8 protein-coding genes are annotated in these 14,331 nt (G+C 39.1%); 5 read left to right on the forward strand and 3 right to left on the reverse strand.

Annotation, left to right across the window (positions count from 1 at the left end):
- Positions 1–113 precede the first annotated feature (113 nt).
- Together aroB and QM491_RS24920 are read right to left on the reverse strand one after the other, a co-directional pair.
- Positions 114–1,151 carry a 3-dehydroquinate synthase gene (gene aroB / locus QM491_RS24915; protein ID WP_283330280.1) on the reverse strand — a complete coding sequence of 346 codons (1,038 nt, stop codon included), beginning with the start codon at positions 1,149–1,151 and terminating at the stop codon, positions 114–116.
- Between the two features lie 128 nt (positions 1,152–1,279).
- Positions 1,280–2,023 carry a DeoR/GlpR family DNA-binding transcription regulator gene (locus tag QM491_RS24920; RefSeq protein ID WP_283330281.1) on the reverse strand — a complete coding sequence of 248 codons (744 nt, stop codon included), beginning with the start codon at positions 2,021–2,023 and terminating at the stop codon, positions 1,280–1,282.
- A 258-nt stretch (positions 2,024–2,281) separates the two neighbouring features.
- Here QM491_RS24920 and QM491_RS24925 point away from each other — a divergent pair, with 258 nt between their 5' ends.
- The 5 genes from QM491_RS24925 to QM491_RS24945 all read left to right on the forward strand — a co-directional run bounded on the left by QM491_RS24925 (position 2,282) and on the right by QM491_RS24945 (position 12,987).
- A complete protein-coding gene (locus QM491_RS24925) occupies positions 2,282–5,410 on the forward strand; it encodes a SusC/RagA family TonB-linked outer membrane protein (RefSeq protein ID WP_283330282.1) in 3,129 nt (1,042 codons plus the stop codon).
- 75 nt (positions 5,411–5,485) lie between these two features.
- Complete coding sequence (locus QM491_RS24930; protein WP_283330284.1) at positions 5,486–6,793, forward strand: RagB/SusD family nutrient uptake outer membrane protein; 1,308 nt, start codon at positions 5,486–5,488, stop codon at positions 6,791–6,793.
- A 509-nt stretch (positions 6,794–7,302) separates the two neighbouring features.
- Entirely contained in the window at positions 7,303–10,473 is a 3,171-nt protein-coding gene (locus QM491_RS24935) for a SusC/RagA family TonB-linked outer membrane protein (RefSeq protein ID WP_283330285.1), read from the forward strand.
- 46 nt (positions 10,474–10,519) lie between these two features.
- Complete coding sequence (locus tag QM491_RS24940) at positions 10,520–12,049, forward strand: SusD/RagB family nutrient-binding outer membrane lipoprotein (protein ID WP_283330287.1); 1,530 nt, start codon at positions 10,520–10,522, stop codon at positions 12,047–12,049.
- A gap of 161 nt (positions 12,050–12,210) precedes the next feature.
- Positions 12,211–12,987: a DUF4397 domain-containing protein gene (locus QM491_RS24945; protein WP_283330288.1), complete on the forward strand. Its 777-nt coding sequence runs from the start codon at positions 12,211–12,213 to the stop codon at positions 12,985–12,987.
- 249 nt (positions 12,988–13,236) lie between these two features.
- Here QM491_RS24945 and QM491_RS24950 read toward each other — a convergent pair whose 3' ends face one another.
- A complete protein-coding gene (locus QM491_RS24950) occupies positions 13,237–14,133 on the reverse strand; it encodes a phosphodiester glycosidase family protein (RefSeq protein WP_283330290.1) in 897 nt (298 codons plus the stop codon).
- Between the last annotated feature and the right edge of the window lie 198 nt (positions 14,134–14,331).

Consider the following 14,331-nt stretch of genomic DNA (forward strand, 5'->3'; position numbering starts at 1 on the left):
GTGGTTTATCTTTCACTTTGTGCCTCTGTGCCTTTGCTACTTTATACCTCAATTCACACTTTGTGCCTCTGTGCCTTTGCTACTTTGTGCCATTATCACTGTTCACTCATATACTAATTCACGTCACCTCTATAATACGCCAAGGCGTCTTTCATTTCTTTGGCACTGATGGCAATATCAAAACCGCATTTTCCGATACCTTCCAATAAAGAGAATCTTACTTCTTTTCCTTTATTTTTCTTGTCTTGCGCCGTAAGTGCGATTATTTCTTCTACATCCTCCGCTTGGATAGTTGCGATACCGTAAACAGAGAAAATAAATTCTTCTATTTCAGCTAATTCTTTTTGTGTAATCAATCCTTTTCTGAAACCTACAAACGCCTCACAAATCATTCCTGCGGCAATAGCTTCGCCGTGGAGTAAATGTAATTTTGGTTTACCCAAATAAAACGTCTCAATAGCGTGTCCAAGTGTATGCCCAAAATTAAGGATTTTACGTAAGCCTTTTTCTGTAGGGTCTTGAGCTACAACAGCTTTTTTGATTTCAACAGAGTGACTAATCAAATCAGCAAAATCTTGTGCTTCGAAGTCTTTACGTTTGATAATATCCCATTTGGCTTTGTCTGCAATCAAACAATGCTTCACGATTTCAGCAAAACCAGAACGCAATTCATTAAAAGGTAAGGTTTTAGTAAAAATTGGATCTATCAAAACGGTATTAGGAATACGAAATACGCCAATATGATTTTTGAATCCATGAAAATCGATACCCAACTTCCCTCCTACGCTAGCATCTACCTGAGCCAACAAGGTTGTCGGAATTTGGATAAAATCAATCCCTCTTTTGTAGGTCGATGCACAAAAACCACCCATATCACCAATCACGCCACCGCCAATATTCACAACTAAGCTGTGTCTATCCAATTCGGCATCAGTCATATCTTGCCAAATTTTTTCGCAAGTAGCTAAGGTTTTTTCTTGTTCCCCCGACTTGATTTGAGTGAGTGTATGCTTGGGTAAAAAAGGTTTTACGAGCGAATAGCAATGGCGTTTTGTATTTTCATCTACAATCACGTGTACCTTTGAGTACTTTGAATCAGATAAAAATTGAGGTAAACTTTCTGCGATAGGAGCAATTACAACTGACGACATTTTTGATTTTTGATTAACGTGAAATCGAATTTGAAACAATGAATAGTTGAAAGTGATATTTTTATCCTATCCTCAAATTCAGATATTTTCTTCATCAAAGTTACCCATTTTCCCCGAAAACCTCATCCTTATAAAACAAGTTTCACTTGAGACAAATAAGGTTGAATCGTATCATGCAAAGGCGAAAGCTCTGTAATCAAACAATCTATGTCGGCTGTGGGTGTTACTTTATAACGAAGCGCAGTGTTGAGTTTTTCCGAAATAGTGGGGATAATCATCTGTTTCGATGCTTTTATCATCGCTTTTTTTACCTGCACAATTTCATAATCCGAATCGGTGATACCATCTAGGTCCATGCCATTGATACCCAAAATACAAATATCCGCTTTGATTTCGCTGATTTTCTGAACCACCTCTGCCCCAATAGTTACTTTTGACGCATTGGAAAGCTGACCACCCAACAAAATCACATCGGCTTTAGGATGCTCGGCTAGTTCGAGGGCGATAAGTGGACTTATTGTAAAAAAAGTCACCTGTAATGATTCTGGTAAACGCTTGGCGATTTCACGCATGGTAGTGCCTCCGCTCGTCAAAATCACCATGCCATCTTTAAACAGCTTCAAGGTTTTCATGGCAATTATCTCTTTCTTCTCATACGCATAGGTATCTGCCTGAACAGCCGCCATCTGATACGATTTTGACAAAGCTCCTCCATGCACCTTCACAACACGTCCTTCTAAGGCTAACTCATTGAGATCACGCCGAATAGTATCCTCTGACACATCCAAAGCCATACTCAAATCTGAAGATAAGACTTTGTTGTGCAGGTTAATTTCCTTGATGATAAAGGCCTGTCTTTCTTTTTTTAACATACTATTGCGATTAGTAAGCAGTAACCTTGCAGGTTTTTGCCGTTTTATTTAAGTATTAATGATTAAGAATTAGGGAATTATACTTAGTTTTTGTAATATATTTATATAAATTTAAACAAATCTGAATAAAATCAATATTTTTGTCAATATTTCCTTGCTTAAAAATGCAGGTATTTGCCTGTTTTAATTGTATATTCATGAAAATTTTAGCATAAAAGCGCAAAAATCATTCATCCAATTTTAACCATGTATTGACTTATGAAAAAAACTTTACAGAAACCTTTTATGGTTTTGGTTGCACTGATGCTGATGTCCATTTCGGCTCTTGCTCAAACCTATACCATCAAAGGGAAAATCACTTCTCAATCGACAAATGAAGCACTTGCGGGTACTTCAGTAATTATCAAAGGTACAACTTTGGGTACAGTTGCCGACGCTAAAGGTGAATACACCTTACGTGCCAACCTCAAAGAAGGCAGCTATGAATTGATATTCCGTTCTATAGGATATAAAAATGCTACTAAAAATATCACATTAGGGAGTTCAAATACCCTTAACCTAGACCTTACCCTAAGCGATGACGATGCTTTTGCCTTGGATGAAGTAGTGTTTACGGGCTCAACCTTATCATCTAACAAACGTGAGCTGGGTAATACTATCAACTCCGTAAAAGCAGATGCACTCCAAAAGACAGGGACAACCAATTTGTTCTCGGCGTTGCAAGGAAAAATTCCGGGGGCGCAAATTACACAAAACTCTGGAGATCCTTCTGGAGGTATTAGTATTCGTTTGAGAGGTACTAAGTCTTTGAGAGGTAGCTCCGACCCACTTTATGTAATCGATGGAGTTGTTGTAAGTAACGCTTCGTCAAACGTATCTCAGATCGCTGTAGATGCTCAGGCTGGTGTTGCGAATCTTGGTACCAACCGCATGGCAGATATTAACCCTCAGGATATTGAAACTATCAACGTATTGAATGGTGCAGCGGCAGCAGCGGTGTACGGTTCACGTGCAAGCAACGGGGTGGTAATTATTACGACCAAACGAGGTAAGTCAGGAACACCAAAGGTTACGTTTTCGACTAGCATGAGTGTAAATCAATTGCGTAAAAAAGTATTTGTTAGTACTTATGGCAAACAGTTTGGTTTTGCGGGTTTGCGCTTACATACCATCGGAGGGGTCTCGGCAGCTCAAATTGCAGCTAACCCAGGCGTAACTACTACCAATATCTTGAGAGATGGAACAAGTACTCCTTTAGCAACAAATTTGGTAGATGTTACTCGTTATGACTATCAAGACCAAATTTTCAGAACTGGTGTTGGCACCGACAATTACCTATCTATTACGGGTGGTAATGAAAAAACACAATATTTGGCTTCGGTTTCGTACATGAAAAATCAAGGTATTATCAAAGGTGCTGATTTTCAACGCTACGGACTCAAAGTACGAGTTGACCAACACTTGAATAACTGGGCAAAAGTTTCGGCGGGTTTGAATTATATCAACACCTTCTCAAATGAAAAACCTAACGGAAACGTATTTTACAGCCCTATCAACTCCGTAAACATCACCAATAATATTTATGATATTACCAAACGTGATGCCGCAGGAAACCTTTTGGCTGTAGAACCTACTCGTGTAAACCCATTGTCTACCATTGAGGATATGGATTTTTCACAGGCTACCAACCGTACTATTGCGGACTTACAATTGAACTTGACGCCAGCCAAAGGGCTTACTATTGACTGGGTAATGGGTATTGACGCTTTTTCTCAATTAGGAAAAAATACAATTAAACCATATCCTTATGCTACTGAAGCAGGCTTGCCACTTGAGCGCTACCCAATGGGTTTTGCCGCTACAGCTAGTAGTAATACGTTTTTGTTCAATACTGATGTAAATATTGGTTATGACAAAAACCTTTCGGATGATGTAAAAATGACGTTGACGGCTGGTTTTAACCACCAATATACGCAAACAGATATAAGTACAACTACTGGTCAGAACTTGGCTCCATTTATCGAAACTGTTAGTGGAGCCGCTTCGACCACGGTGACTGCAACCTACGGACTCGACAGATATGCAGTAACTGGACAGTTTTTTCAAGCTACTTTTGGGTACAAAAATCGTGCGTTCTTGACAGGAGCCATCCGTCGTGATGGTTCGACCATTTTCTCACCAGACCAAACAAACCAATTATATCCAAAAATCAGTGGTTCTTATGTATTGGTTGAAGGAAAAGAAGGTTGGTTAAATGGTGCTAAATTACGTGCTTCATTTGGTGATGCGGGTGGTTTGACAGCTTTGGGTACTTATGACCGTTTTTGGCAATTTTCTCCTGCTGCTTATTTGGGCAAAAGCACCATTTTGCCAGGTCGTCAGTTAGCCAATCCATCGGTAAAACCTGAACGTATGCGTGAGTTGGAATTTGGGGGAGATTTTTCTTTAGTAAAAAACAAAGTATCCCTTGGTTTGACTTATTACTCACAAAATATTACCGACTTAGTAGTAAACCGTGTACTAGCCGCTTCGTCGGGTGGAACGAGTATTGTAAACAACGTAGGTGAAATGCAGAACAAAGGTTTTGAAGTTTCGTTGGGTGCCAACGTTATCAAAACAAAAGATTTCTCATGGGATGCCAACGTAGTATTTAGTAGCAACCGCAACAAAATCAACAAACTTCCTGGTGGCAACGTAGCTATTACCAACGCAGCAGGTGCTCCTATCTTCTTGATTGAAGGTCAACCAGCATCGGTATTCTATGGCAACCCTTACGCACGCAATGCCGACGGCTCGTTATTACTTACACCACAAGGTTTTCCACAACGTGAGCGTGGTACTCAAACAGGCATTTTGAGTTATACCCCACAAAGAGATGCCTCAGGACAACCAACGGGTGCATTTGTTACTTCAGTAATCGGTAATCCAAATCCAGACTGGACAGGCTCGTTTAGCTCTAATTTTCAGTATAAAAAATTATCCCTTCGTTTCTTATTAGATGCTATCCAAGGCGTACAAGTATTCAATGCTGACAAGCGTACTCGTAACAACGTAGGTATTGGCGACTTGGCCGAAGCCGAGCTACGTGGCACGGCTCCTCGTGGTACTGTTTTCGCTCTTGTACCAATTGAAGAATATCGTGTAGACAATGGCTCATTTGTCAAACTTCGTGAAGTATCATTAGGGTATTCTTTTGTGAAAGCCTTGGCTGGTAAGTACGACTTAAATGTGTCATTAGTAGGTCGTAACTTGGTTTCGTGGGATAACTACAACGGTTTTGACCCAGAAACAAACGCAGGTGGTAACAGTAGCTTATTGAGAGGTGTAGACTTTGGTAATATTCCAATTCCACGTACTTATCAGTTGACTATTTCTGCAAACTTCTAATGTTAGGACTTGCGGAATTCACTTTCAATTGTACAAAAGAAAATTTTAGTTAGAGCATTAACAACCTTTACAGGTATGAAAAAATATTTCAATAAAATATCAATTTTGGGTTTAGCCCTGACCTTAGGACTCGCTGGTTGTCAGAGTGAATATCTCAATCCAAGTTCAGCTAGTGAAACACAAGTAGTAAACGACCCAAATGGCTTGATTGCCTTGTGTAATGGCTTACAGTATCGTTTTACGGTGTCTCGCACCAGCCCTATTTACGCTTCGGTTACGGCAGCAGGTTTGACCACAAAATCGCTTACAGTACTCAATGCTGGTAATGCCGATGAAGATTTCTTACAAAAAGGCGGTGCCAATGTTACCGAAACCAATGGTGTTGTCAAAAACCTTTGGGAACAATCCAATCTGGTAAAAGCTAACGCTGATTTGATTTTGAACAATGTATCAAAAGTAAATGACCCTGCTTTGAAGGCCTATATCACGGCACACGCTTCGATTTTCAAGGCTATTTCTTTAGGTACATTGGCTCAATTCTTTGAAAAAGCACCAGTAAAAGTTTCTGAAAATGCAGCATTTAATACTCGTCAGGAGGTTTTACAAGAAGCTGTAACACTCTTAGAATCAGCAGCGAGTGCTGTGGCTACAACTACCGCTCCTACAACTTTCACTAACAGAATTGTTGGAGGAATCGACTATGTAAATACGGCTTATGCCTTGGCTTCAAGATATTATTTAATGTTGGGCAACAATGACAAAGCAATCGAACTTGCCAATAAAGTAGACCTTACCAAAAAGTCAGAATACAAGTTTGATGACCAAAGTCGTAACCCTATTTTCGAAACTGCTTTGAGTAATATCAACGTGTATCAGCCATTGGATTTGAATATGGGTTTGCCTGCAAGTTTGGCACCTAACACAGCCGACAAACGTATTGACTTTTACTTCAGTTCACGCACTCCAGTACAAGGAGTCTATCGTGGAAAAGGATTTTTTACAGCCAATACTGTCTCGATACCAGTGTATTTACCAGGTGAAATAAGCTTAATCAAAGCAGAAGCTTATGCTAGAAAAAATGACTTGACCAATGCTGTGGTTGAGTTAAACAAAGTATTGACCAAAACCACTGACGTTTGGGGACTTGGTGCTGGCTTAACGGCGTATTCGGGTGCCAATACACAAGATGCAGTTTTGACAGAAATTTATAGAAATCGTCGTATCGAATTATATATGTCTGGCTTGGATTTGGAAGATTCAAGAAGATTTGCTCGTCCAGGATTTGACAAAGGTACTAGTGCTGAGCGCTCTCGTAACTATTATCCATATCCAAATACCGAACGTTTGAATAACCCATCAACTCCTAGCAATCCAGACAATTAACCCATTTTACCTTTAATCAACATAACTAAATAACAAAACAGAAACGGGTAGGTATCTTCTTACCCTTTTCTCTGTTTTGAATGAAAAAGACCTGAGATATATCACATTGAATTACGAATGTTAAGTTTGAGTGAATATTGTAATTTTTATTTGTTTATAAACAAATCATTCTAAACGCTATCATTACCAACATTCGGTGTACTCAAACCTATGGATGTATTCATTTTTAAGTAAAAGAATTGTTAGTTTTATTTTAGTCTTATCACAAGCACTTAATCAACTGACTTTAAGCACTTTCAGATAGACAACATACAATTGAATAACATTTTACTTACCTCTATTTAACTGATTATACACCACCTTCGGTTTGTCTTTTCTATTCTTGTTTCATTTCTCTAATTAGTAGTTTCTAGTGACTTTCTCAGCGCACTAGAAAAGTACTGTCATTCCGTTTTTTCACATAAACCATACACAATGTCTTTTCAAATCAACAACAACCAATTTTATTTATGAAACAAATATTACTCAACAAACTCACATGGCTTCTCTTTTGCGTCGTAATAGGCACTTCGCAATTGAGTTATGGCCAAGACAGACAGGTAACAGGAAAAGTTACTAATGCCGAAGATAATGCTGGTTTGGCAGGTGTAAGCATTAGCATCAAAGGAACATCTAAGGGAGCAACTACAAGCGAAGACGGTACATTTAAGATTTCTGTGACGGACAATACCATTTTGGTTTTTAGTTTTTTAGGTTTCGAAAAACAGGAAATTAAGGTAGGAAAACAATCAAAAATTGATGTATCCTTAAAATCTATGACCTCTGCACTTGACGAGGTAGTTGTAACAGCGCTAGGAATTAAGCAAGAAAAAAGAGCTTTAGGGTACTCGGTACAAGATGTAAAAGGTGAGGAAATTTCGAACACTGGTCGCAGTAACTTCCTAATGGCGATGCAAGGTCGTGTGGCAGGTCTTACAATGACGCCAACGACTGGCCTACCAGGGGCATCGGCACAAGTACAACTTCGTGGTGCTACGTCTATTGGTGGTAGCAACTCCCCTTTGTACGTAATTGACGGTTTGCCTGTAAGTAACAATACTTTCTCGCAAGGTGGCTTGGTATCTGATGGACCAAACCGTGCCAATGACTACATGAACCGTATTGCAGATATTAACCCAAATGATATTGAGAGCATTACCGTTCTGAAAGGTCTTGAAGCCGCAGCACTTTATGGCTCTGAAGGTTCGTCGGGGGTAATTATGATTACTACTAAAAAAGGCTCAAAAGGAGCAACAAGAGTAAATTACAGCAACTCTTTTGACTTTTCGAATATATATCGTTTTGTCGAAACTCAGAAAGTATATGGTAGAGGTTCGTATGGTGTAATTGACCCAACAGCCACAGCCTATCGTGGACCAAAATACGCAGAAGGTACAAATACACAACTCTATGATAACGTAGGTAATTTCTTCCAAACAGGAACTACGCAACGTCATAACTTGAGTGTTGAAGGTGGACAAAAAATCACTTATCGTTTCTCTGCTGCCTACACTGACCAGTCAGGTGTTGTACCTACCACGGGTATGAAGCAGTTCCAAACCAAATTGACAGGTAGTGCCGAAATTGCTAAAGGTGTAACAGTAACAAACTCATTTGCCCTAACCAATTCGGATATTACCAAAGCCTACAGAGGTGCAAACGGTATGTATTTAAGTGCTTTAGGCTGGCCTGCCAACGACGATATGAGCAACTATCTCAACGTTGATGGTACAAGACGCCGTTTGGTTCCTGCCGACAACTCTGAATTAGATAACCCTTACTTTAGTTTATATAAAAACCAAAATAAGGAGAGAACCCTTCGCATGATTGAAAATATCTCTCTTTCGGCCGACATCAAGCCTTGGTTAAATGTAACTGGTCGCTTCGGTGTAGATACCTATACTACCTTCCTTAATTTATTGATTCATCCAGAATCGGGAAGTGGTTCGAGTGCAGTAGCTGCTGCCAATGGTATTGCAGCAAAAGGCTATATCGACAATGCGATTGATGTAGGTAGAATCTTTAACGGAAACTTTATTGCTACCGCTAAAAAGAAAATTGGTGACATTGACGGGTCTATTCTCGTGGGTACATCTTTCCAAGACGATAAATCTGAAGTAAATGCGTCGTATGGTGAAAAACTCTATTTGCCAGAATTTAACAGTATCAACAATACCGATGTAACAACACAAAGAGGAAAAGTAACGATTCAGCAGAAACGTTTACAAAGTGTTTTTGCTAGCTTAGATTTGAACTACAAAGACATTCTTTACTTAAAAGCAACTGGCAGAAATGACTGGTCATCAGCTTTGTATGGTGCTACCAGATATGACTATTTCTATCCTTCAGTAAGTGCTAGTTTTGTCTTTACAGAATTGCCTGCTTTCAAAGATTTAGGATTCCTTTCGTTTGGTAAACTTCGTGCGTCTTATGCCCAAACAGGTAAAGACCCAGCTACTCCATACAAAATCAAGTCGACGCTTACACCACAAACTACAACAGATGGTGGTTTTGCTTATGGTTTCTACGGCGGTAACCCTAACTTAAAACCAGAAAGAGGTGTTGGTATGGAAGTAGGTGCTGAATTACGTTTCTTCAAAGGTCGTCTGAATCTAGATGCAGCCTTCTATTCAAATGAACGTTCTGACCAAATCGTAACACAACGTTTGAGTTATGCCACAGGTTTTATCTTCGCTTTGTTGAATGGTGGTACATTCTCAAACAAGGGTGTTGAAGTACAACTATCAGGTTCTCCTGTAAAAACCTCTAACTTCTCTTGGGATGTCAATGTCAACTTCTCGAAGTTTACAACAGATGTAAAAAATCTTCCTGCCGACGTAGCCGAATATTACAATTCGGATACATGGTTGTACAACAATGCTCGTGCGAGTGCTTTTGTAGGAGATTTGTCGAAATACTTCCCTACAGTAGATAATCTAAGCTATTATCAGCAATGGGCTGGTTCGGCAACAGCAATTGGCGGATATAGCTATTTGCGTAATAAGAGAGGTGATATTTTGATTAACCCAGCTACAGGTTTACCTATCAAAAATACCAACTTCTTACCGATTGGTGACCGTAATCCAGACTTCTCAATTGGTTTAAGAAACTCATTTACTTATAAGTCTATCAACTTGTCATTCTTGTTGGATATTCGTAAAGGTGGAGATGTATTTAACGGTAATGCGATGTGGTTGTACGAGCGTGGTTTGAGTACCAAAACACTTGACCGCAACACGCCAATTATCTACAAAGGCGTATTAAGAGATGGTTACGAAAATACAGATAATCCAACGCCAAACACTGTTCAAATTACACCAAGCACTAGTACCAACCAAGCCTTCTACAGTTCATTGGCTGAATCAGATTTTGTTGAACACAGTATCAACTGGCTTCGTATGCGTGATGTAAGCTTGTCTTATTCACTTCCATCAAAAGTTTTGGCTAATGTGAAATGGGTTAAAAACGCCTCTATTTTCGTTCGTGGCACTGAATTATTCTTGATTACCAATTACACAGGTGCCGACCCAAGTGTAAACGGTACTACTGCCACTTCGTTGGGTGTTGGTGCTGCTGGTATCGACTTTGGTACAGTTTCTTTGCCTCGCACATTCAGTACTGGTATCAACGTAACGTTCTAATTGAAATCTGTTTTTATTTAAAATTCAGTTAAAACAAAAGAAAGACATGAAAAAAGTATCATCCTATATATTTCTTGCAGCTACAGCACTTATGATGAGTAGTTGCCAAGATTATCTCAATATCAACGAAGACCCAAGCAACCCACAAGTTGCAGAAGGTTATGCACTCCTCCCTCCTATTGTATCTCAAATGGTTCGTGGCGAACAATTTGATGGTCGTTATGCAGGTCAATACTCACAGGTTTGGGCTTCTTCAGCCGCAGCGAATACATGGGATTTACATAGCTACGCATCTGGTTCAGATGCTGGCGGTGAAAAATGGCGTTCTCATTACTGGTCTATTGGTCAAAATATTGATTTGATTGTTGCAGATGGTGTAGCCAAGCAAAAATGGGATTACGTTGGAGCCGCCAAAGCAATTCGTGCATGGTCGTGGCAAAGTACTACCGACTGGCATTGCGAAATGGTATTGAAACAAGCCTTTGAACCTAACCGTTATGTTTTCGATTATGATTCTCAGGATTTGATTTATGAAGAAGTTCGTCGCTTGAGTCAAGAAGCACTAGATAATCTCAATAAAACTGGCGATGGCGTAGGTTCATTAGTAAGAGGCGATAAAGTATATGGTGGTAATGTGGACAAATGGAAAAAGTTTGTATATGCTAACTTAGCTCGTAACGCCAACCACATCAGTAACAAAAGCTCATACAATCCAGATAAGGTTATCGAATATTGTGACAAAGCTATGTCGTCCAATGCCGACAACTTTATGGTGCCTCACCGTGGTTCGAGTACGGCTGATGCCAACTTCTTTGGACCACTTCGTGATAACATGCAATCGTACCGTCAAACAGACTTTAGTATCAGTTTATTGGATGGTCGTGTTTTCAATGGTGTGGTTGACCCACGCTTACCATTGATGTTTACCGCTTGTGTTGATGGAGTGTATAGAGGCGTAACGCCTGGTAGTGTTGACCCTAATGCTACGCCAGTCGACAACCCTAAGCGTGTTCCTATTCTTTGGGGAGTCGCTCCTTCGGCATTGGTAGGTAAATCACCAGTCGATGTAACCAAAGGAAAGTATATCTACAAAGACGATGCGGCTTTCCCTATCATTACTTATGCAGAAATTCAGTTTATCAAAGCTGAAGCAGCATTTAAGAAAGGTGACAAAACTACAGCTTTGGCTGCCTATAAAAATGCTATCTCGGCTCACATGGATTTTGTGGGTGTATCTGCAACAGATAAAGCTACTTTCTTAGCCAGTAAAGCCGTTAAACAAACAGGTGCGGATTTGACGCTTAGTGATATTATGTGCCAAAAATTCATCGCCTTATATGCGCACGGAAACGTAGAAACTTGGGTAGACTTGCGTAGATATAAATATGACGCTAATATATACACAGGATTTGCACTGCCTAGAACATTGGCTACCGACAACAACGGTAAGCCCGCTCAGCGAGTTCGTCCGCGTTACAACTCAGAATATGTATGGAACAGAGCGTCCTTGGACAAATTAGGTGGAAACAACCCTGATTATCACACGTATGAGCAGTGGTTTACCAAAACCGAATAAAAGAAAAGTTATGTGATATAGGCTGTAAATATTTTATTAATGAACAGCATTTTTGTCTTTACAAACGCCTTATAATTAAGGTGTTTGTAAAGACAAAACCCACTTACATTTCTGAATATTTTTTTAAAATAGAGAGTATTTGTCTCCTAAATTTTACAAAAATGACTTATAAAAGATTTTTATCTATCATAACCCTTACCGCTAGTGTCTTCGGACTAGCAGCCTGTGGTGAACAAGCCGATTCGTTTCAAAATATTCTTCCAGCAACAGGTAGTCACCTTAAATTTATTCATGCAGCACCTGATGTTGCGGGGGTAGATATTTATTTGAACGATAAAAAGTTTTCAGGGGTGAATACAACGCCTCCTGCGGCACCAAATTTGCTAACTTACGGTAACGCCTATCCTCTTACAGCAGAATATGCGACTTATCCAGCAGGTGCAACTAAAGTGGGAGTGGTTATTCCTTCTTTGAACAATGCAGTGGGACTTACAGCTAATGTAAACCTTGAAGATGGGAAGTATTATTCAGTGTTTGCGACAGGGGTTGCACCCAATTATTCGGCTGTTGCCTTAGAGGATAAATTCCCTGCTGCCAATGGTAAAAATATCTATGTGCGAGTGTTGAACTTAGTCTCCAACTCCACAACGATTGATTTTACAGTAAATGGTCAAACAATTGCGACGAATATTGCTTACAAAAATGCCGATAATACTTTTTACACAGTTCCTATCGATAACTTCTTATCTGGTACGATTACTGTACCATTTATTACAAAGGTTTCGGGAGGCGTAGCATTGGTAACTACAGCAACAGTCAATCAAACGTTGGTGGTTCCTGGCAAATGTTACACAGTATATGTAAGAGGAATGGTAACAACAGATGCAAAAAATCCGACCAAATATGCACCCACAGCTAGTGTATTGGTCAATAGATAAGAATGAGTGCTGAATTGTGAGTGACGAGTTTTGAGTATAAACTTTTGATTATAATCTTTTACCTCATCGAACTTGACTTTGAATGTAAAATATTGATAATTAAAAACTTATATTCACAACTCATAATTTAGCCTTGTTACTTAATAAATGGAGCGTGGAGGGTATTCGTCCTAAACGCTTTCTAAAAAACTTTTTAATTAAGACAGATGTGTACACTAGAAAGGGTGAGATGTATTTTCTCACCCTTTTTCATTTAGGTAAAATCATCAGAATATTACTGACACTACGCTCTCCAAAATGGTCAAATAGTTTATTGTCAGAAGGAAAATTTACAACTCCATTATCAGGCTTATCTTTGATATACATCGTTGTCGAGCCTCCCCCATCAAGATTTATAGCAGATTTACATCCAAGGCTTTTTGTTAAAAAAGTTAACTCTTGCAAACTCATTCCCTGCGCCTCGGCGTTGCGACCATCAACTGTTATCAATAAAACCTCCTTGGTCTTGGTAATACAAGCACAAGTACGAGGATGTCGATTATTGGCAAAAGCATTATTTTTCAAAGGTTCTTCTTTAGCATCAAATAACAATAAAGGTCCTGTTACCATGACATTTTCTTCAGCAAGTTTTTTCTCCCAAAATGGTAAGGTATCTCCTTTTACGATAGAAATCCTATTGTGATGAATTACAATCGCCGAACGACTATGGTCGGGCAACGCTTTACGAGAATTGTAGGTTGCAGTGTCCAACGTTTTTCCATCTATTTTGATTAGGTCAACAGCTCCACCTTTTTTAGTGTTAAAAAATCCCCCATTCACTGCTCCCAAGGCGTTGTTTGTAGCAGCTATCAAGCTTGTTTTGAGTAATTTTCTTGTTGTATCGGATTCTTTACAATGAATATCCGCAGAACCAAAAGCAAACTTTACGGATTTATTTCTAAGCTTTGTCCTTAAAATATGAATACTTTGATTGGATTGAAATAGTTCTTTTTGATTAAAATGATAATACTGCCAAACAAGACCATTTCCCAGATTTTCAGTTTTCCAAATCGTATTTTTTATGACGTCTGTATCCGTTTTTGATTGTGAATAACTCTCAAAAATTGAAATAAGGCAACAAGCTAATAGTAAAAGATATTTTTTCATATTATTGATAAAAGTTTAGTAAAAACAGAACAAAATACCCATAAATCAACAACCTTGTAGCCTTTACTGACTTGTTAACTGTCTAGTCCTGAAAAAAGTTGACAAGGATTAGATTATAAAATTTGATTAATATTAGCCTCGGAAGGACTTACTTTCGAGGTTTTTTTCTTCCATTTTATTAATGGTATTTCTTTTTGC

The sequence above is a fragment of the Flectobacillus longus genome, assembly GCF_030056705.1.
GTDB classification, from domain to species: domain Bacteria; phylum Bacteroidota; class Bacteroidia; order Cytophagales; family Spirosomataceae; genus Flectobacillus; species Flectobacillus longus.